The 17,055-nt window shown below is 74.3% G+C and carries 27 protein-coding genes and 3 pseudogenes; 8 read left to right on the top strand and 22 right to left on the bottom strand.

Translation table 11 applies throughout. The features are described from left to right. Nucleotides 1–38: 38 nt before the first annotated feature. From U6N30_RS18610 to U6N30_RS18585, 6 genes are read right to left on the bottom strand one after another with little or no spacing between them, the layout of a single operon-like run. Nucleotides 39–608, bottom strand: coding sequence for an ABC transporter transmembrane domain-containing protein (locus U6N30_RS18610; protein ID WP_324273422.1), 570 nt, complete (start codon nt 606–608; stop codon nt 39–41). Then, nucleotides 563–706: a hypothetical protein gene (locus tag U6N30_RS18605; RefSeq protein ID WP_324273421.1), complete on the bottom strand. Its 144-nt coding sequence runs from the start codon at nt 704–706 to the stop codon at nt 563–565. The genes U6N30_RS18610 and U6N30_RS18605 overlap by 46 nt, the downstream gene beginning before the upstream one ends. A gap of 29 nt (nt 707–735) precedes the next feature. Further along, nucleotides 736–1,074 carry a hypothetical protein gene (locus U6N30_RS18600; protein WP_324273420.1) on the bottom strand — a complete coding sequence of 113 codons (339 nt, stop codon included), beginning with the start codon at nt 1,072–1,074 and terminating at the stop codon, nt 736–738. Next, on the bottom strand, nt 1,071–2,087 hold the full coding sequence (gene cydB, locus U6N30_RS18595; RefSeq protein WP_324273419.1) for a cytochrome d ubiquinol oxidase subunit II: 1,017 nt from the start codon (nt 2,085–2,087) through the stop codon (nt 1,071–1,073). Before cydB ends, U6N30_RS18600 begins: the two co-directional genes overlap by 4 nt. Before the next feature lie 16 nt (nt 2,088–2,103). Continuing rightward, nucleotides 2,104–2,331, bottom strand: a complete 228-nt coding sequence (locus U6N30_RS18590) for a hypothetical protein (RefSeq protein WP_324273418.1) — start codon at nt 2,329–2,331, stop codon at nt 2,104–2,106. Next, nucleotides 2,328–3,692, bottom strand: a complete 1,365-nt coding sequence (locus U6N30_RS18585) for a cytochrome ubiquinol oxidase subunit I (RefSeq protein ID WP_324273417.1) — start codon at nt 3,690–3,692, stop codon at nt 2,328–2,330. Before U6N30_RS18585 ends, U6N30_RS18590 begins: the two co-directional genes overlap by 4 nt. 125 nt (nt 3,693–3,817) lie before the next feature. On the opposite strand from U6N30_RS18585, the gene U6N30_RS18580 reads away from it, so the two are divergent. Both U6N30_RS18580 and U6N30_RS18575 read left to right on the top strand, forming a co-directional pair. Continuing rightward, nucleotides 3,818–4,201, top strand: a complete 384-nt coding sequence (locus U6N30_RS18580; RefSeq protein WP_324273416.1) for a BlaI/MecI/CopY family transcriptional regulator — start codon at nt 3,818–3,820, stop codon at nt 4,199–4,201. Between the two features lie 249 nt (nt 4,202–4,450). Continuing rightward, nucleotides 4,451–4,756, top strand: a pseudogene (locus U6N30_RS18575) (M48 family metalloprotease); the annotation flags it as partial. Between the two features lie 405 nt (nt 4,757–5,161). Here the strand turns inward: U6N30_RS18575 and U6N30_RS18570 are convergent. The 9 genes and pseudogenes from U6N30_RS18570 to U6N30_RS18530 all read right to left on the bottom strand — a co-directional run bounded on the left by U6N30_RS18570 (nt 5,162) and on the right by U6N30_RS18530 (nt 10,655). Then, nucleotides 5,162–5,533 (bottom strand): hypothetical protein, encoded by a 372-nt coding sequence (locus U6N30_RS18570; protein WP_324278593.1) that lies wholly within the window; start codon nt 5,531–5,533, stop codon nt 5,162–5,164. After that, nucleotides 5,497–6,465 carry an HAD-IC family P-type ATPase gene (locus U6N30_RS18565; RefSeq protein WP_324273415.1) on the bottom strand — a complete coding sequence of 323 codons (969 nt, stop codon included), beginning with the start codon at nt 6,463–6,465 and terminating at the stop codon, nt 5,497–5,499. The genes U6N30_RS18570 and U6N30_RS18565 overlap by 37 nt, the downstream gene beginning before the upstream one ends. A 229-nt stretch (nt 6,466–6,694) precedes the next feature. After that, nucleotides 6,695–7,465 (bottom strand): annotated as a pseudogene (locus tag U6N30_RS18560) (HAD-IC family P-type ATPase); the annotation flags it as partial. 239 nt (nt 7,466–7,704) lie between these two features. Then, entirely contained in the window at nt 7,705–8,046 is a 342-nt protein-coding gene (locus U6N30_RS18555; protein ID WP_324273414.1) for a heavy metal-associated domain-containing protein, read from the bottom strand. Between the two features lie 207 nt (nt 8,047–8,253). Further along, complete coding sequence (locus U6N30_RS18550) at nt 8,254–8,973, bottom strand: hypothetical protein (RefSeq protein WP_324273413.1); 720 nt, start codon at nt 8,971–8,973, stop codon at nt 8,254–8,256. 32 nt (nt 8,974–9,005) lie between these two features. Next, nucleotides 9,006–9,218, bottom strand: coding sequence for a heavy-metal-associated domain-containing protein (locus U6N30_RS18545; RefSeq protein ID WP_324273412.1), 213 nt, complete (start codon nt 9,216–9,218; stop codon nt 9,006–9,008). A 29-nt stretch (nt 9,219–9,247) separates the two neighbouring features. Next, nucleotides 9,248–9,517 (bottom strand): metal-sensitive transcriptional regulator, encoded by a 270-nt coding sequence (locus tag U6N30_RS18540; protein ID WP_200814702.1) that lies wholly within the window; start codon nt 9,515–9,517, stop codon nt 9,248–9,250. 133 nt (nt 9,518–9,650) lie between these two features. After that, nucleotides 9,651–10,061, bottom strand: coding sequence for a helix-turn-helix domain-containing protein (locus U6N30_RS18535; protein WP_324273411.1), 411 nt, complete (start codon nt 10,059–10,061; stop codon nt 9,651–9,653). 78 nt (nt 10,062–10,139) lie between these two features. After that, nucleotides 10,140–10,655 (bottom strand): Hsp20/alpha crystallin family protein, encoded by a 516-nt coding sequence (locus tag U6N30_RS18530; RefSeq protein ID WP_324273410.1) that lies wholly within the window; start codon nt 10,653–10,655, stop codon nt 10,140–10,142. A 179-nt stretch (nt 10,656–10,834) separates the two neighbouring features. Between U6N30_RS18530 and U6N30_RS18525 the strand changes: the two genes are divergently transcribed. From U6N30_RS18525 to U6N30_RS18500, 6 genes are all read left to right on the top strand, one after another. Beyond that, nucleotides 10,835–10,963 (top strand): hypothetical protein, encoded by a 129-nt coding sequence (locus U6N30_RS18525; RefSeq protein ID WP_324273409.1) that lies wholly within the window; start codon nt 10,835–10,837, stop codon nt 10,961–10,963. After that, a complete protein-coding gene (locus tag U6N30_RS18520) occupies nt 10,960–11,196 on the top strand; it encodes an STAS domain-containing protein (protein ID WP_324273408.1) in 237 nt (78 codons plus the stop codon). The genes U6N30_RS18525 and U6N30_RS18520 overlap by 4 nt, the downstream gene beginning before the upstream one ends. Before the next feature lie 148 nt (nt 11,197–11,344). Continuing rightward, on the top strand, nt 11,345–11,656 hold the full coding sequence (locus U6N30_RS18515; RefSeq protein WP_324273407.1) for a hypothetical protein: 312 nt from the start codon (nt 11,345–11,347) through the stop codon (nt 11,654–11,656). Continuing rightward, nucleotides 11,650–12,522 carry a YibE/F family protein gene (locus U6N30_RS18510; RefSeq protein ID WP_324273406.1) on the top strand — a complete coding sequence of 291 codons (873 nt, stop codon included), beginning with the start codon at nt 11,650–11,652 and terminating at the stop codon, nt 12,520–12,522. Before U6N30_RS18515 ends, U6N30_RS18510 begins: the two co-directional genes overlap by 7 nt. Nucleotides 12,523–12,706: 184 nt before the next feature. Continuing rightward, nucleotides 12,707–13,198 carry a class I SAM-dependent methyltransferase gene (locus tag U6N30_RS18505; protein WP_324273405.1) on the top strand — a complete coding sequence of 164 codons (492 nt, stop codon included), beginning with the start codon at nt 12,707–12,709 and terminating at the stop codon, nt 13,196–13,198. Further along, complete coding sequence (locus U6N30_RS18500; protein ID WP_324273404.1) at nt 13,195–13,521, top strand: TraR/DksA family transcriptional regulator; 327 nt, start codon at nt 13,195–13,197, stop codon at nt 13,519–13,521. Before U6N30_RS18505 ends, U6N30_RS18500 begins: the two co-directional genes overlap by 4 nt. 52 nt (nt 13,522–13,573) lie before the next feature. Here the strand turns inward: U6N30_RS18500 and U6N30_RS18495 are convergent, their stop codons facing one another. The 7 genes and pseudogenes from U6N30_RS18495 to U6N30_RS18465 all read right to left on the bottom strand — a co-directional run bounded on the left by U6N30_RS18495 (nt 13,574) and on the right by U6N30_RS18465 (nt 17,053). Then, nucleotides 13,574–13,954, bottom strand: coding sequence for a hypothetical protein (locus U6N30_RS18495; protein ID WP_324273403.1), 381 nt, complete (start codon nt 13,952–13,954; stop codon nt 13,574–13,576). After that, nucleotides 13,951–14,325: a hypothetical protein gene (locus tag U6N30_RS18490; protein WP_324273402.1), complete on the bottom strand. Its 375-nt coding sequence runs from the start codon at nt 14,323–14,325 to the stop codon at nt 13,951–13,953. The genes U6N30_RS18495 and U6N30_RS18490 overlap by 4 nt, the downstream gene beginning before the upstream one ends. Next, nucleotides 14,208–14,534 (bottom strand): glycosyltransferase family 2 protein, encoded by a 327-nt coding sequence (locus U6N30_RS18485; protein WP_324278592.1) that lies wholly within the window; start codon nt 14,532–14,534, stop codon nt 14,208–14,210. The genes U6N30_RS18490 and U6N30_RS18485 overlap by 118 nt, the downstream gene beginning before the upstream one ends. Beyond that, a complete protein-coding gene (locus U6N30_RS18480) occupies nt 14,531–15,565 on the bottom strand; it encodes a prenyltransferase/squalene oxidase repeat-containing protein (RefSeq protein WP_324273401.1) in 1,035 nt (344 codons plus the stop codon). Before U6N30_RS18480 ends, U6N30_RS18485 begins: the two co-directional genes overlap by 4 nt. A gap of 49 nt (nt 15,566–15,614) precedes the next feature. Then, the gene (locus U6N30_RS18475) at nt 15,615–15,839 is read right to left on the bottom strand and encodes a hypothetical protein (protein ID WP_324273400.1); all 225 of its coding nucleotides are present in this window, start codon (nt 15,837–15,839) and stop codon (nt 15,615–15,617) included. Nucleotides 15,840–15,853: 14 nt separating this feature from the next. Further along, entirely contained in the window at nt 15,854–16,303 is a 450-nt protein-coding gene (locus U6N30_RS18470; RefSeq protein WP_324273399.1) for a class I SAM-dependent methyltransferase, read from the bottom strand. Between the two features lie 103 nt (nt 16,304–16,406). Next, a pseudogene (locus U6N30_RS18465) lies at nt 16,407–17,053 on the bottom strand (glycosyltransferase family 4 protein). Between the last annotated feature and the right edge of the window lie 2 nt (nt 17,054–17,055).

Below are 17,055 nucleotides of genomic sequence, written 5' to 3'. Positions count from 1 at the left end.
GGGCAGCGCCAGGACCGGCCGCCCCGGATAGCCGACCGTCAGCCCGCGGACGGTGAGGTCGGCGCCGCGCGGGTCGTCGTCCGTGGCCGCCGGCGGGGAGCCGGAGCCGGGGCCGCCAGGACCGCGCGCGCCTCGGCCGCCGCCAGCGCCGCGTCCTCCGAGGCGTGGTGGGCCGAGCCCAGCGAGCGCAGCGGGGCGAACGCCTCCGGCGCCAGGACCAGCGCCGTCAGCCCGACCGCGAGCGCCATGTCCCCGTGCACCAGGCGGATCCCGACGGTGACCGCGACCAGCGCCACCGACAGCATCGCGATCAGTTCGAGCACCAGCGCGGAGAGGAAGGCGATCCGCAGCGTGGCGAGCGTGCGGATGCGGTGCGCCTCGCCGAGCCGGGCCAGGGCGGACGCCTGGTCGGCGGCGCGGCCGAGCCCGACGAGCACCGGCAGCCCGCGCACCAGTTCGGCCACGTGGGCGGCGATCCGGTCCAGGGCGCGGGCGGAGTCGGCGGTCGCGGACTGCGTGTACTTCCCGACCAGCACCATGAACAGCGGCACCAGCGGCAGGGTCACCGCGACCAGCACCGCCGACAACAGGTCGGTCCAGGCGAGCACCAGCAGCAGCGCCGGGGGACGACGAGCGTCTGCGCCAGCGCGGGCAGGTAGGTCGACAGGGCAGGACCGAGGTCGTGCAGCCGCGTGGTGGCGAGCACTGCGGCGGGCGCGGGGCCCCCGGCGACGGTCAGCGCCGCGGGGAGGCGGTGAGGCGGTCGAGCAGGTCGCGGCGCAGCCGGTCCTCCGCGCGGCGCGCGTCGCGGGCGGCGAGCACCTCGCCGACGGTGCCGGCGAGCGCACGCAGCACGGCGCCGGCGGCGGCGAGCGCCAGCGGGGTGCCGATCCCGCCGTCGGCGTTGCCGGTCGCCCGGGCGATCGCGTGCGCCAGTCCCGCGGCGAGCAGCACCAGGCCGGTGCTCTGGACGAGCGCGGCCGCCGCCGCCTGGGCCAGCGCGCCGGTCAGCCCCGGGACGCCGGCGAGCGCGCCGAGCGGCCCCTTCCCCGCCGGGCCCGCGGAGGTGCTCATGCGTGGGCCTCGGCCGGCTGCTCGTGCGCCGGCTCGGCGGTGAGCCGCTTCCGGAACACCCAGTAGGTCCACGCCTGGTAGCCGAGCACCACCGGCAGGCCGAACCCGGCCGCCCAGGTCATGACGGTCAGCGTGTAGTCGCTGACCGAGGCGTCGGCGATCGTCACGTCGAAGGCGGCGTCGATCGTCGAGGGGACGACGACCGGGTAGGCCGCACCGAAGATGGTGGCCGCGGCGGCGACCAGCATCGCGCCCCAGGCGGCGAACGCCTGGCCCTCGCGCCCGACCACGATCCGCGCCCAGGCGACGAGCACGGCCAGGGCGGCGACCACCCAGAGCGCGGCGGTGATCGCCGTCCCGGAGCGCAGGTGCACGAGGCCGGCCCAGAGCAGCAGCGGCACCGCGGCCACCGGAGCCCACCGCCGGGCGACGGTGCCGGCCGCGGCCCGCAGCGGCCCGTCGGTCTTCAGCGCCAGGAACATCGCGCCGTGCACGAGCGAGAACGCCAGCACGGCGACCCCGCCGAGCACGGCGGGCCAGCCGACCCCTGCGAAGGCGCCGCCCAGCCGGTTGCCGTCGGCGTCGATCGGCAGCCCGAGCGTGGTCGCGCCCAGTGCGGCGCCGATGCCGAGGGCGGCGATCAGGGATCCGGTGGTGATCACCCAGGTCCAGCTCGCGTCCCACGCCGGCGTGTGGTGGGAGTGCCGCCACTCGAAGGCGACCGCGCGGATGATCAGGCCGAACAGCACCAGCACGAACGGCAGGTAGAGGGCCGGCAGCCAGGTGGCGTACCACCCGGGGAAGGCGGCGAACACCGCGCCGACGGCGGTGATCAACCACACCTCGTTGCCGTCCCAGAGCGGGCCGATGCTGCGCAGCATCAGGTGCCGGTCCTGGGTGCGCCGGCCGAGCACGGGCAGCAGTGCGGCCACGCCGAAGTCGAAGCCCTCGAGCAGCAGGAAGCCGGTCCAGAGCACCGCGACGGCGGCGAACCAGAGGGTCTGGAGGTCCATGGTCAGCGATCCGTTCTCAGTAGGCGAACGAGAGGACGTCGTCGTCGCGCGTGGAACCGTCGGCGCCGCCCGGCACGTCGTCGTCGGGGGTCCCCTCGGGCGGGGAGCCCGGGGCCGGTGCGCCGTCGCCGGTGGTGACGCCCGCGCGGACGAACCGGGTGAGCAGCCAGAGCTCGACGACCGCGAGCGCGCCGTACACGAGGGTGAGGGAGATCAGCGACGTCCAGACCTCCCCGGCGCTCACGCCGGGGAGACGGCCTGGGCGGTGAAGAAGTAGACCTGGTCCTCGACCGGGACGTCGGGGTTCGGGTACACGACGAACGGCTGGCGGCCCATCTCGGTGAAGATCCAGCCGGTCGCGTTGGCGACGAAGGGCGCCGCCACCGCGAGCAGGGAGCCGTAGACGCCGATCCGGGACGTCGGCACCCGGCCCTTGCGGGTGGCCCACAGCGCATAGGCGGCCACGCCGGCCGAGACGGCGCCCATGCCGATCATCAGCCGGAAGCTCCAGTAGGTGACGGCGAGCACCGGCGTGTAGTCGATCGGCTCGCCGGCCTTGTCCCCGAACGACGGGTCGTCGGGATAGGTCTCGCCGTAGACCGCCGCGTACTCCTCCTGCAGCTCGTTGACGCCGGGGACGGCGGTCGAGAAGTCGCCGTGCGCGAGGTAGCTCAGCAGGTACGGGACGGTGATCGAGTGGACGTCGTCGCACTCGTTCGAGCCGAGCTTGCCCCAGGCGAAGATCGAGAAGGACGCCGGCGCCTCGGTCTCGCAGAGCGCCTCGGCCGAGCTCATCTTCAACGGCTGCTGCTCGTACATGAGCTTGCCCTGCCAGTCGCCGGTGACGGCGACGAGGACGAAGGCCGCCAGCGACACCCACCCGCCGAGCCGCACCGAGCGGCGCCACACCATGTGATCTGGATGCTGGCGCGCGGCATCCGTGGTCGGCTGCCCGGCCAGCTTCCGCTGCCGCAGGTGCCACAGGCCGATGCCGACCAGCAGCGCCCCGGCGACCATCAGGGCGGCGACGATGGCGTGGCTGAACGCGGCCAGGGCCGTGTTGTTGGTCAGGACGGCGAGGAAGTCCACCTGCAGCGGGCGGCCGGTCTCGTCGTCGGTGACGACGCCGACCGGGTGCTGCATCCAGGAGTTGGCCGCGATGATGAAGTAGGCGCTGACGATCGAGCCGATGACGGCGGCCCACAGCGTGGCCAGGTGCACCTTCTTCGGGATGCGTCCCCACCCGAAGATCCACAGGCCGAGGAAGGTCGACTCGAGGAAGAACGCCAGCAGCGCCTCCAGGGCCAGCAGCGAGCCGAAGACGTCGCCGACGAAGCGGGAGTACGCGCTCCACGCCAGGCCGAACTGGAACTCCTGGACCAGGCCGGTGGCCACGCCGAGCACGAAGTTGATCAGGTAGATCCGGCCCCAGAAGCGCGTCATGCGCAGCCACTCGGGCTTGTCGGTGCGCACCCACATCGTGTGCATGACCGCGACCAGGATCCCCAGCCCGATGGTCAGCGGGACCATCAGGAAGTGGTAGACGGTCGTGATCCCGAACTGCCAGCGCGCGATGTCCAGTACGTCGAGGTCCAGGACGTCCACGTTCCCCGCTCCTCCACCCTCGGCAGCGACCGTCGTACGATCGACACGTTCTTTCTACGCCGAGTAGAAGAGTTCTTCTACGAGACGTAGAAGAATGTCGTGTGAGACGGACGACAGGAGGGGCGATGGCCTCGCTGGGGGACCTGGAGCGGGCGGTCATGGAGCGGTTGTGGGCCGCCGGCGGTCCGGTCGCCGCGACGACGCTGCGCGACGAGCTGGCCGACCGCGCGGTCGCGCTGACGACCGTGCACACCGTGCTGACCCGGCTGGAGCAGAAGGGTTTCGTCGTCCACGACGACGCGCGTCCCAGGGGCTTCTCCGCGCGGTCGAGCCGTGCCGATCACGCGGCCGAGCTGATGCACGAGGTGCTCGGCCAGGCGGGGGACCGGCAGGCCGTGCTGGCCCGCTTCGTGGGCAGCGTGAACGCCGACGAGGCGCGGTTGCTGCGCGAGCTGCTGGCCGGCGGCGCCGACCCCGCCGACGCCGACGCCGCCGCTCCCGTCCGCTGATCGCGTAGCCGAACCCGACCTCGACCCCGCCGCCCGTGCTGCCCGCGACCGCTGCCTCGCTCGCCGTCCTGGCGGCGCTGCTGGCGTGGCCCGTGCCCGCGCTGCTGGCGCGGGCCCGCTGGCCGCGTCGGGACCCGCTGGTCGCCCTGGTCTGCTGGCAGGCGGTCGGGCTGGCCGGTGGCCTGTCGATGATCGGAGCGCTGCTCGTCCACGGGCTGGCTCCTGGGGACACTCGCTGCCGGAGGCGGTGTGGTCGGTGGTCACGGCGCATCCGGCGGCCGAGCCGGTCCGTGGGGACCACTGGGTCGCCCTCACCCTGGCGGCCGTGCTGGCCGCCGAGCTGCTCGGTGTGCTGGCGCTGTCCTGGATCCGGACGGCGCGGGCCGCCGGCGGCACCGGGAGCTGCTGGAGCTGGTGGTGCAGCCCTCGGCGGAGCTGCCCGATGCGCGACTGCTCGAGCATCCCGCCCCGGTGGCCTTCTGCCTGCCGGGGGCCCGGCCGCTGCTGGTCCTCTCGTCGGGGATGGTCGCGGAGCTGGACGCGGACCAGCTGGCCGCGGTCGTCGCCCACGAGCGCGCGCACCTCGCCGAGCACCACCACCTGCTGCTGCTGCCGTTCGTCGCGTGGGAGGCCGCCCTCCCGGTGCTGCCGGCGGCCGCACGGGCGCACGCGGCCGTGCGTGAGCTCGTCGAGATGCGGGCCGACGACGTCGCCCTCGCCGCGCTGTCCGGGACGGCGCCGCGACGCACGCTGGCGAGGGCCATCGTCGCGGCCGCCGGCGGAGCCGGGGAGGGGCGTGCCGAGCGGCGCGCTCGCCGTCTCCGGGAGTGCGACGGCGGCGCGGGTGGTGCGCCTGCTGGAGCCGCCGTCCCCGCTGCCCGCAGCCGCCCGCGGTGCGCTGCTGGCCGGGGCCGGTCTGCTGCTGCTCCTGCCGACCGCGTTGCTGCTGGTCCCGGCGTTCTAGCTCCGGGGCCGGGCAGCGACGCCCAGCGCCACCGCCGCGTACGCCGCCGCCAGCCCGCCACTGATCCGGGCCGCACGGCCGTATCTCGGCGAGGCGAGGAACGGCACCATGCTGGCGGCGTGCAGCAGGTCCACCGCCGAGCCCACGCGGACCAGCCGGGGACCGGGAGCGACGAGGACCGCCCCGTGCTGCGTGAGCAGCCGCGCGCCGAGGGCGCGGACGAGCCAGACGCGTTCCCGCGGGAACGCGGGAGCGACGGCGTCGACGATGCGCTGCGGCCGCGCCAGCAGGGCGATGCCCGAGGCGGCGCCGGCACCGGCCATCACCCGGGTCACGGCTCGCTGGCGACGCATGGTGTTCCTGCGCATGCTGGCTCCTCCGCCGGATTCGTGGTCGCTCGCCGGTGACGTCGTGCTCTGCTCACCGGAGGGAAGCAGAGCACAAGCATCCGCGGGCATCGAAGGGGCCGCCGGGAAGGGCTCGTCGCGAACGCTTGTGCTCTGCCCCGCTGAGCGGGGCAGAGCACAAGGTTGCCGGGACGGTCAGCCCCGCGACGGCTCCGTCGCGCGTCCGGTGGGCCGACCGGCGGGGACGGCGGTGGTGGCGTCGCGGTTCTCGACCAGGGAGCGAAGCCGCGCAGTCGCAGGCTGTTGGTCACCACGAAGACCGAGCTGAACGCCATGGCCGCGCCGGCGATCATCGGGTTGAGCAGCCCGGCCGCGGCCAGCGGGATCGCGGCCACGTTGTAGGCGAAGGCCCAGAACAGGTTGCCCTTGATGGTCGACAGCGTGCGCCGGGACAGCCGGATGGCATCGGCGGCCACCCGCAGGTCACCGCGCACCAGGGTCAGGTCGCTCGCCTGGATGGCGACGTCCGTGCCGGTGCCCATGGCCAGCCCGAGGTCGGCCTGCGCCAGGGCGGGGGCGTCGTTGACCCCGTCGCCCACCATGGCCACGGTCCGGCCCTCGTCCTGCAGCCGGCGGACGACGTCGACCTTGTCCGTCGGCAGGACCTCGGCGATCACGGTGTCGATGCCCACCTCGGCCGCGACCGTCCGCGCCACGGTCTCGTTGTCGCCGGTCAGCAGGACCGGCGTGAGCCCGAGGTCGCGCAGCTGCCGGACGGCGGCGGCCGACCCCGGCTTCACCGCGTCCGCGACGACCAGGACCCCGCGTGCGGCGCCGTCCCAGCCGACGGCGATCGCGGTGCGGCCGGCGGCCTCCGCGTCGGCGGCCGCCCGCTCGAGGTCCGCGGGGAGCGGGAGCGACCAGTCGGCGAGCAGCCGACGCTGACCGACCACGAGGGCTGATCCCTCGACGACCCCGGTGACGCCCAGGCCCTCGACGTTGGCGAAGCCCTCGACCGGGGAGGGCGCCGGTGCGCTCGGCCGCGCCACGCGCCACTGCCTGCGCGATCGGGTGCTCCGAGGCCGACTCCAGGGCGCCGGCCAGCCGCAGCAGCCGGTCGGCGTCCTCGCCGTCCGCGGGGACGACGTCGAGCAGCGTCATCCGGCCGGTGGTGACCGTGCCGGTCTTGTCGAGGACGACCGTGTCCACCCGGCGCGTGTTCTCCAGCACCTCGGGGCCCTTGATGAGGATGCCCAGCTGGGCGCCGCGGCCGGTGCCCACCATGAGCGCGGTCGGCGTGGCCAGGCCCAGGGCACAGGGGCAGGCGATGATGAGGACGGCGACCGCGGCGGTGAACGCCGCAGGCAGCCCCGCGCCGGTGCCGATCCAGAAGCCCAACGTCGCGACCGTGAGGGCGAGCACGACCGGCACGAAGATCCCGGAGATCCGGTCGGCCAGCCGCTGCACGTCGGCCTTGCCGTTCTGGGCGTCCTCGACCAGCCGCGCCATCTGCGCGAGCTGGGTCTCCGCGCCCACCCGGGTGGCCCGCACGACCAGCCGGCCGCCCGCGTTGACCGTCGCGCCGGCGACGGTGTCGCCCGGCCCGACCTCGACGGGCACCGACTCCCCGGTGAGCATGGAGGCGTCCACGGCCGAGGACCCCTCGGTCACCTCGCCGTCCGCCGCGATCTTCTCGCCCGGCCGGACGACGAACAGGTCGCCGACGGCCAGCTCGACCACCGGGATGCGCCGCTCGGTGCCGTCCCGCAGGACCGAGACCTCCTTGGCGCCCAGCTCCAGCAGCGCTCGCAGGGCCGCGCCCGCCTGACGCTTGGAGCGCGCCTCGAAGTAGCGCCCGGCGAGGATGAACGTGGTCACCCCGGCGGCGGCTTCGAGGTAGATGTTGGCGCTGCCGTCGGTCCGCGCGATGGTGAACTCGAACGGATGGGTCATCCCCGGCACCCCGGCGGTGCCGAGGAACAGGGCGTACAGCGACCAGCCGAACGCCGCGAGCGTGCCGAGCGAGACCAGGGTGTCCATGGTGGCCGCGCCGTGCCGGAGGTTGGTCCAGGCCGCCCGGTGGAACGGAGCGCCGCCCCACACCACGACCGGCGCGGCCAGGGTGAGCGAGAGCCACTGCCAGTACTCGAACTGCAGCGCGGGGATCATGGCCATCGCGACGACCGGGACGGTCAGCGCCGTCGACACGAGCAGTCGCGTGCGCAACGAACGCACGGGATCAGCCGGCTCCTCGGCCGGCTCCTCGGCACGGGGCCGGGGAGTTCAGCGGTGTAGCCGGTCTTCTCGACCGTCGCGATCAGGTCCTCCGGTGTGACGCCGTCACCGAAGGTGACCTTCGCCTTCTCCGTCGCGTAGTTCACCGTCGCGCTCACGCCGTCGAGCTTGTTGAGCTTCTTCTCGATCCGGTTCGCGCAGGACGCGCACGTCATGCCGCCGATCAGCAGCTCCAGGTCGGTCGTGGAGCTGTCGGTGGTGGCGTTGCCGGTCGTGAAGCTGCCCGGCGGGGTGCTCATGCGTGGTCCTCCTCGGGCGCGTGGGCCGGGAGCGTGAACTCCGCCGTCCGGACGACCCCGTCGTGCTGGAAGTCCAGGAACAGCCGGTAGCTGCCCGCGGACGGAGCCGTGGTGGCGAACCTGATGTGCGGTCCCGGCGCGGCCGGGGCTCCCCTGGCTCGTCGAGCGGGTGGGCGTGCAGGTAGGCGAGATCGCCGTCGCGCAGCACTACCAGGTGCCCGAAGGCCCCAGGTAGGGCTGCAGGTCGGTAACCGGCCGGCCGTCCTGGCTCACGCTGAGCGTCAGCTCCGACTCGCGGCCGGGTGCCAGCGAGCCGGTCAGGACGACGGTGTGGCCGTCCACCTCCGCGGTCCGGGTCTCGGACGGGAGCGGTGCCGGTGCGTACTCACCAGGGACGGCGAGGTCGGCGCCGAGCGTCAGGTTCTCGCCGAGGCCGGTGGGCGTGAAGTCGGCGAACAGCCGCCAGCTGCCCGGGTCGAGGTCCAGCGGCGCCCGCCACGTGCCGTCCGGTCCCAGCTCCGGGTGCACGTGCTGGTACCCGGTGACGTCACGGCGCACCGCGATGAGGTGCAGGTCGACGTCGTGCTCGACGTCGTATCCGGTGACCGCCTCCCCATCGGGACCCAGGATCCGGAACGCGACCGGCGTCGCATCGCCCGCCGGGAGCTCGGGATCGACCAGGTCGAGGGTGTAGCCGCGCTCGGAGACCATCAGTCCGCCGGGCAGATCGGGAGGCGCCGCGTCGTGGGTGGCCGCGTCGTGCCCGGCGGCCGACCGGGAGCCCACGTCCTCACCACCCATCTCGTGCCCGTCGGCCGCTTCGGCGGTGGACCCGATCGGGCCGACCGCGTTCCCGACGCCCAGGGCGGCGCCGAACGCGGCGACCAGCCCGACACCGAAACCGGCGAGCTTGAGCGGGGTGTTCATGGGGAGCCCTTCAGCAGAGTGCGGGGACTGCGTCAGCGGCCGGCGGTCATCTCGTAGCCGGCTTCCTCGACGGCGGCACGGACGGCGTCCTCGTCGACCGGGGCGTCACCGGTGATGGTGAGCCCGCCGCTGGCCAGGTCGACGTCGACAGCGGTGACGCCGGGGACCTGGGAGACCTCCTCGGTCACCGCGCTGACGCAGTGGCCGCAGGTCATGCCGACGACGGAGTAGGTGCTGGTGCTCATGAGGGTCCTCTCGGGAACGGGGATGGAGGTCAGGAGCGGACGAGGCGGGCGATGGCCTCGGAGGCCTCGCGGATCTTCTCGTCGGCCTCGCGGCCGCCGGCGCGGGCAGCGTCGACGACGCAGTGGCTCATGTGCTCCTCGAGCAGGCCGAGCGCGACCGACTGCAGGGCCTTCGTCATCGCCGAGACCTGGGTGAGGATGTCGATGCAGTACTTCTCGTCCTCCACCATGCGCTGCAGCCCGCGGGCCTGCCCCTCGATGCGCCGGAGTCGCTTGAGGTAGTCGTCCTTGCGGTGGATGTAGCCGTGGTGGTGGCCGGGGGCTGCGTCCTCGTGGACGGTGGCGGAACTGTCCTGCTCGACGGTCTCCACGCCGCTCCTCCCTGTCGGCCGCGCGGGTCGCGGCACGAAGGGGAACTATACCCCCTACGGTTTACGTCGCCAGTGGACCGCGGGGCCCCGTCGCGGGATCGGCGCGCAGCTGCGCGACGTCGGAGCGGAGGCGGTCGGCGGCCACGCGGTGCCGGTCGGCGTCGGCGCGGGCGGAGGCGAGCTCGTCCTGCAGGCCGACGATGGTCTCGGCCGAGGCGAGGGAGTGGCCGTCGTCGAGGAGGCCGCGCATCCGCGCGGCGAGGTTCAGCTGGTGGCGCGAGTACCGGCGGTGGCCGCCGGGGGAGCGGTGCGGCTGGAGGACGCCGGAGGTGTCGAGACTGCGCAGGAAGGCGGCCTGGACGCCGAGCAGCTCGGCGGCCTGGCTCATGGTGAGCGTCGGGAAGTCGGGATCGTCGAGCCGGCTGACCGGGTCGGGGTCCGGGATGTCGGGGTGTGGTGCGTCGGCGGTCATCGCCGTCCCTCCTGTCGGCTCGGGAGACGGCCGGGGGCCGGGCCCGTGGCATGGACCCGGCCCCCGGACGGGGGTCGATCAGCTCTCGACCGCCCTCGCCTCGTGCTGCGAGGCCCTGTCATCGGTGGTCTCGCCCTCGATGGTGCGGCCCTCGACGGCCTGCGGTACGTCGGCCCGCGTCACCGTGATCTTGCGCGCCTTGGCCTTCTCCGCGACCGGGATGCTCAGGGTGAGCACGCCGTCGTGGTAGCTGGCCTCGAGGCGGTCGGTGTCGAGGCTGTGACCGAGCACCAGCTGGCGGGTGTAGCTGCCGAAGGGGCGCTCGGCGATCGTCCACTCGGCGTTCTCCAGCTGCGGGATCGAGCGCTCGGCGCTCACCGTCAGCGTGGTGCCCTCGATCGACAGGTCGATGGAGCCGGGGTCGACGCCGGGAAGGTCGAAATGGGCGACGAAGTTGTCGCCGACGCGGTAGGCGTCCATCGGCATGCCCGACAGGGGTCGTGCGGTGCTCGAGCCCGTGCGGCCGGTCAGCTGGTCCAGCGCGCGGAAGGCGGCGGACGTCGCGGCGAACGGGTCGTAGGCGGTCAGCATCATGGGTCTCCTACCTCCGTGATGGCTCGGTGGTGTTCGCTGCCCGAGGGGTAACCTCTAGCGGCAACTGGAGATTACCTCGCGCAGACGCATGAGTAAAGACCGAGTCGTCCGGAAGATTCCGGCGGTCCGGCCAGGATCGCGGCGCGTGAAGGAGGCCGCTCCGGGGAAGGTCTGCGGGTGTGGAGGACACGACCGGCCCCGCTGCCGCAGACCCCGAGGTGACCCATCGCGTCGAGGACGGCATCGCCCGCCTCGTGCTCACCGGGGAGCTGACCGATGCCGCCCGCCGCCCCTGGTCCGGGTGGTGACCGAGCTGCTGCTGGCCCAGCGCGCCCCGACCCGCATCGAGCTCGACCTCTCCGCCACGGCCTTCATGAACTCGGGCGGCCTGGCCGTGCTGGTCCAGCTCCAGCGGCTCGCCGCGCCCCGCGGCATCGAGGTGGCGCTCGTCGATCCGCCACCCGCCGTCGTGCGTCCGCTGCAGCTCAGCGGGCTGTGGCACCGCTTCCCGATCGAGGGGGCGGGAGCGGCCGGGGCCTGACCCGCGGTGTCGGCGGTGCGGTCGACGCGTCACCTCCTAGCCTGACCGGGTGCCGCCCAGCAGTCACGACCACAGCCACGGACCCGACCCGGACGCCCCGCCGCCGACCGCCGAGGCATTGACCAGACGACGGCGCGCGGTCTGGCTCATGCTCCTGCTCCTCGTCCCGGTCGGACTGGCGACGGTCATCGGGCTGTTCGTCCTCTGGCCCAGCGGCGAGCCGACGCGGGCCGAGCAAGCGGCCGCCGTGGCCTTTCCGCCAGGGACGACCTATCCCGACGGCCGCGTCGTCTCGGTCGAGACCTTCGACTGCGGCCTCGATCCCGCGGGCCCGCCGCAGACGTGCGCGAACGTCGTCCTGGAGATCCTCGACGGCGACGCGGCCGGGGAATTCGCGGCCGTGGAGCTCCCGCCGGAGGTGGTCGCCGCCGGCGTCGCCGAGGGGACACGCTCGTGCTGACCCGCGATGCGGGCGCCGAGGGCGGGCCGGCGTACGGCTTCTACGACTACGAGCGGGACACGCCGATCGTCGTCCTGGCCATCACGTTCGCCGTCGTCGTCGGCCTGGTCGCCCGGCTGCGCGGGCTGGCGTCCCTGCTGGGGCTGGCCTTCGCGTTCGTCGTGCTGCTCCAGTTCGTGTTGCCCGGGTTGCTCAGCGAGAACTCGCCGACCCTGGTCAGCCTGGTCGGGTCCGCGGCGATCATGTTCGTCGTCCTGTACCTCGCCCACGGCTTCTCCGCCCGCACGACGACCGCGCTGGTGGGCACCCTCTTCGGTCTGACCCTGGTGGCCGTCATGGGATCGATCGCCGTCAGCGCCGCCCGGCTCACCGGTCTCACCAGCGAGGAGACGGTGCGGCTGCAGGGCTACGACCCGACGCTGGCCTTCTCCGGCCTGGTGCTCGCCGGCATCGTGGTCGCCGGCCTCGGGGTGCTCAACGACGTCACCATCACCCAGGCGTCGGCGATCTGGCAGCTGCACGAGGTGTCGCCGGAGATGACCTGGCGGGAGCTCTACTCCCGCGGCATGGCGGTGGGGCGCGACCACATCGCCTCCACCGTCTACACGATCGTCTTCGCCTACGCGGGCGCGGCGCTGCCGCTGCTGCTCATCTTCGAGCTCTCCCCGACGCCGATGTGGACGCTGGTCACCAGCTCCGCGCTGGCGGAGGAGGTCATCCGCACCTTCGTGGGGGCGATCGCACTGGTGCTCGCCGTCCCCGTCACGACGGCGGCCGGCGCGTTCTTCGCCAAGGCCTCCGACACCGAGACCGGCGCCGCGACCGAGCGCCGGGTGACCGCGCTGCGAGCTAGGTTCGCGCGATGACGACGCCCCGACCCCGTCCAGAGGCTCGCGCCGAGCCTGCGAGGGGTGAGGAGGACGGGGTCCTTCTGCTCCTGGCCGCCGCCCAGGCCGCCCCGGGCTTCATGCCCGACGACGAGGGCGTGCGCTGTACGAGGCGGCGCGGAGCGTTGCCGTCCCGGGGCCGTTGCTCGAGGTGGGCAGCTGGATGGGCAAGTCCGCGCTGTACCTGGCGGCCGCGGCACGGGAGACGGGCCGCCAGGTGGTGACCGTCGACCACCACCGCGGTTCGGAGGAGCACCAGCCGGGCTGGGAGTACCACGACCCGACGCTCGTCGATCCCGTCGTGGGGCGCATCGACACGCTGCCGCATTTCCGCCGCACCGTCGCCGACGCCGGCGCGGAGGACGTCGTCGTCGCCGTCGTCACCCGGTCGGAGACCCTGGCGCCGCTGTGGGGCACGCCGCTCGCGCTGCTGTTCCTGGACGGCAGCCACACCGAGGAGTCCGCCCGGCGCGACCAGGACGCGTGGGTGGCCAAGCTGTCGGTCGGCGGGACCCTGGCGATCCACGACGTCTTCCCCGACCCCGCGGACGGCGGGCAGGCGCCCTACGGCGTCTACCGCCGGGTGGTGGAGTCCGGCGACTTCGAGGAGCTGCGGGGCACCGGCTCGCTCCGGCTGCTGCGCCGGCTCCGATGACGGATCCGCTCGACGCCGAGCGGGCGGCGGCGCTGGCCCAGATCGAGTCGCTGACCCGGGAGTTCGACGAGGTGGTGGCGGCGTCGAAGGCGTCCAACGCCGACGACGAGCACGACCCGGAGGGCGCCACGATCGCCTTCGAGCGGCAGCAGGTCGTGGCGCTGCTGGACCAGGCCCGGAGGCGGCTCGACGACGTCGATGCGGCCCTGGCCCGCCGGGACGCCGGCGGTTACGGGACGTGCGAGACGTGCGGCGGCCCCATCGCTGCCGAGCGGCTGGCCGCCCGGCCCGCGGCGCGGACCTGCATCTCCTGCGCCCGCTGAAGCGTCCCGCGCTGCCCACTGTCGACTGGGAACCGGTCGACCGCCACGGCCATCAGCCCGCCGCTCGAGGAGGGTGGGTGATGACGACGACGGCGACCCGGTCGTCCGCCCGGCCCTCCAGCGGCGACGCGCCGCGGGTCGGCGAGCGGTGGGGGCCGGGGCGGTCACACGGTCTCCCCGGCGAGGACCTCCAGGTCTGCGCGCACCCGCTCGGGGAGGGGCGACGTCGGCGGAGCGCGGCCGGCAGGTCGGGCAGGGAGCGCGCCAGTCCCTCCAACCCGGGACGGCCGGACCGCACCGCTCTTCCGACGACGCGCGCGACCTGCGGCCCCGGGTGGCGCATGACGGCGGTCAGCACCTGGCTCCGCGCGATCCCCGCCTGCCGCCGTCGGCGGTTGTGCCGATTGGTGGACGGGTGGTGGTGCACGGTCACGGAGTCGACGTAGGCCAGCCCCCAGCCGGCCGCCGCCAGGTCCAGCGCCAGGCGTTCCTCCTCACCCGGAAACCGGACGACGGGGTCGAAGCCGCCGGCGGCCTCGAAGGCCTCTGTCCGCACGAGGGCCCCGCAGGCGACGAAGCCGAGCAGCGAGGGCCCGGGCAGGTCGGGGGCGGTCCCCAGGGGCTGGCGGCCATCTCGGCGCACACGGCGTCCATCCGCTCCTCCGGGCCGACCAGGATGCGGGCGTTCAGCACCGCCAGCCTCGGGTGGGCGCGCATGATGTCGACGGCGCGGGCCAGGTGACCGGGCGCCCACCACGAGTCGTCGTCCGCGAATGCGACGAACGGCGTCCCCGCCCGGGCCACCCCCAGCGTGCGGCCGTAGGCGCCCTCGTTGCGGGGAGCGCCAGGACGTCGACGTCGGGGTGGGCGGCCCGCACGGCCTCGACGGTGCCGTCGGTGGAGGCGTTGTCCACCAGGACGACCGGGGCCTCGTGCCGAGGGAGCGTGGCAAGCAGGTCGGTGCGCCGGTTCTGGCTGGCGACGACCACGGTGAGGTCGGAGGCAGGAGTCACGGCAGTGCCGTGCCCGCTCCTCCCGTCAGCGAACCGATCGCCGGCATTCCCGCAGTGGGCAGGGCGGCCGGATCGGTGAACAAGCCGGCAGCCGTCGTGGCGCCGCTGAGGGCGTCCGCGGCCAGGACGACGGCCGCGGCGGTCCAGGTGGTGCGCTCCACCGGCCAGCGGACGCCGTCGGCGAAGACCAGCCCGGTCCAGTAGGAGCCGTCGTCGTGGCGCAGGTGCTGCATCGCGGTCAGCTGCTCGAGAGCGGCGTCGCGCCGGCCGGCCGCCGCCAGCGCCAGCGCCAGCTCGCACGTCTCGGCCCCGGTGACCCACGGCCGGTCCGCCACGCAGCGGGCGCCCAGCCCCGGGACGACGAACCGGTCCCAGTCGAGGGCCAGCCGGTCGGTGGCCGCCGCTCCGGTCAGCGCTCCGCCGAGCACCGGGTAGTACCAGTCCATCGAGTAGCGGGACCGGTCGGCGAAGGCGTCGGGGCGGGTGCGCAACGCCGCGCCCAGGTCGGTGACGGCGACCTCCCAGTCCGGCTGCATCTCACCCACGAGGCCCGCGAGGGCGGTGCCGCACCGCAGCGCCTGGAAGAGGCTCGCGTTGCCGGTCAGCAGCGCCGTGTCGTCCGCCGTCCCGTCCGGCCGGAGCGCCCAGCCGACGGCGCCGCCGGGCAGCTGCATCCGGGTGACCAGGTCCAGTCCGCCGCGGACCGCCGGCCAGAGCTCGGTGACCAGCTGCTCGTCGCCGGTCGACAGCCAGCTGTGCCAGACGCCGACGGCCAGGTAACCGGCGTGGTTGCTCTCCGCGGCCGAGGCCGTCTCGCTGCCGTCGCGGTACTCGGCGGCCCAGGACCCGTCCGGGCGCTGGCGCCCGGCCAGCCACCGGTACGCGGCCGCGGCGCGGTCGTGGGCGCCACCGGTGTCGAGCGCCATGGCCGCCTCGACGGAATCCCAGGGATCGAGCTGCGCACCCGTGGACCAGGGCAGCGCGCCGTCGGGCGCCTGCTGGGCGGCGATCCACCCGACGGTGGCGCGCACCTGGTCCGCGGTCAGGACGCCGGGCAGCTCCGGCAGGGGCCCGAGCCGGTCAGCGCGCGGCAGCGGTCTGCTCCTGCCCGGCGTGGGCCGCGCCGCCGGCACCGGCGTCGCGCAGACCGGTCACGGTCGCGGGCTTGTCCGCGTAGACGACGAGGCTCTTGCCGAACAGCGGGTCGAGCAGGCGCTCGGCCGTCCTGGTCAGCCACGGCCGCGTCGTCAGGTCCCACACCAACAGCCGGTGGTAGGCGCGGACGACGGCGGAGTCCTTGTCCACGCCGACGGCGCACTTCAGCCACCAGTACGGCGCGTGCAGGAGTGCGCGTGGTGCGTGGCCCCGGGCACCAGGCCCACCGCCGCGAGCCGCGTGCGGACCACCGACCTGGTGTAGATCCGGATGTGCCCGCCCTCGTTGGCGTGGTACTCGTCCGACAGGGCCCAGCAGATCCGCTCCGGCCCGTAGCGCGGAACGGTGACCACCATCCGGCCGCCCGGCTTCAGCACGCGGAAGATCTCGGCCATCGCGGGAACGTCGTCGGGGATGTGCTCGAGGACCTCCGAGGCCATGACGCGGTCGACGCTGGCGTCGGGGAACGGCAGGTGCAGGAGGTCGCCGCGTACCACCTCGTAGCGAGCAGCCGTGCCGTCGTCCGTCCACCCGGCCTCGCCGGCCTCGGCGATGGCGCCCAGCCAGCGCTTCGTCGTCTCGACCTCGGACACGCCCCGGTCGACGGCGATCACGTCCGCGCCCCGGCGGTAGGCCTCGAAGGCGTGCCGTCCTCGCCGCAGCCAAGGTCGAGGACGGTCATCCCCGGCCGGAGGTCGAGGAGGTCGTAGTCGACGGTCAGCAAGTGAACCCCTTGCGCTCGAGGGTCGCGGCGTACCAGTCGGCGGTGCGCTGCGCCGTCGACCGCCAGGTGAACATGTCCAGGACCCGCCGCCGGCCGGCCCGGCCCAGCTGCTCGGCCAGCAACGGGGAGTCCAGCACCAGGGCGAGGGCGGCGGTCAGCTCGCCGACGTCGCCGGTCCGCACCCGCAGGCCGGCCTTGGTGCCGACCACCTCGGGGAGGGCGCCGGCGTCGGTCGTGACCAACGGCGTCGCGCAGGCCATCGCCTCGACCGCCGGCAGCGAGAAGCCCTCGTAGAGAGAGGGATCGCGACGACCGTCGCCCGCTGCAGGAGGTCCACGAGCTGCGTCTCCGGCACGGGGCCGGTGAAGCGCACGGCCTCCCGGAGGCCGAGCCGGTCCAGCGCGGCCTCGGCCGGGCCGCCCGGGCGCGCGGTGCCGACGACGGTGAGCCGCACCGACCGCTCCGTGCGCAGCTTGGCCAACGCCTCCAGCAGGTGCACCAGTCCCTTGAGCGCGACGTCGGCGCTGGTGATCGCCAGGATCGAGTCGGGGTCGCGCCGCCGGCCCTCGGGCGGCGGCCGGAACTCCTCGGGGTCGATCCCGACGGGGATGACGTCCACTCCCGCGGCCGGCACCTGCATGT

Origin of the sequence: Blastococcus brunescens (genome assembly GCF_035320885.1) — a bacterium.
Classification (GTDB): Bacteria; Actinomycetota; Actinomycetes; order Mycobacteriales; family Geodermatophilaceae; genus Blastococcus_B; species Blastococcus_B brunescens.
Note: the sequence above shows the minus strand (reverse complement) of the source record. Positions and strands in the feature narration are given on the sequence as shown.

Coding starts and splice junctions, on each gene's coding strand:
- U6N30_RS18600 (WP_324273420.1), bottom strand. CDS start 1,074: ATGAGCACCTCCGCGGGCCCGGCGGGGAAGGGGCCGCTCGGCGCGCTC.
- cydB (WP_324273419.1), bottom strand. CDS start 2,087: ATGGACCTCCAGACCCTCTGGTTCGCCGCCGTCGCGGTGCTCTGGACC.
- U6N30_RS18580 (WP_324273416.1), top strand. CDS start 3,818: ATGGCCTCGCTGGGGGACCTGGAGCGGGCGGTCATGGAGCGGTTGTGG.
- U6N30_RS18570 (WP_324278593.1), bottom strand. CDS start 5,533: ATGCGCAGGAACACCATGCGTCGCCAGCGAGCCGTGACCCGGGTGATG.
- U6N30_RS18555 (WP_324273414.1), bottom strand. CDS start 8,046: ATGAGCACCCCGCCGGGCAGCTTCACGACCGGCAACGCCACCACCGAC.
- U6N30_RS18550 (WP_324273413.1), bottom strand. CDS start 8,973: ATGAACACCCCGCTCAAGCTCGCCGGTTTCGGTGTCGGGCTGGTCGCC.
- U6N30_RS18545 (WP_324273412.1), bottom strand. CDS start 9,218: ATGAGCACCAGCACCTACTCCGTCGTCGGCATGACCTGCGGCCACTGC.
- U6N30_RS18535 (WP_324273411.1), bottom strand. CDS start 10,061: ATGACCGCCGACGCACCACACCCCGACATCCCGGACCCCGACCCGGTC.
- U6N30_RS18530 (WP_324273410.1), bottom strand. CDS start 10,655: ATGATGCTGACCGCCTACGACCCGTTCGCCGCGACGTCCGCCGCCTTC.
- U6N30_RS18515 (WP_324273407.1), top strand. CDS start 11,345: ATGCTCCTGCTCCTCGTCCCGGTCGGACTGGCGACGGTCATCGGGCTG.
- U6N30_RS18505 (WP_324273405.1), top strand. CDS start 12,707: ATGGGCAAGTCCGCGCTGTACCTGGCGGCCGCGGCACGGGAGACGGGC.
- U6N30_RS18500 (WP_324273404.1), top strand. CDS start 13,195: ATGACGGATCCGCTCGACGCCGAGCGGGCGGCGGCGCTGGCCCAGATC.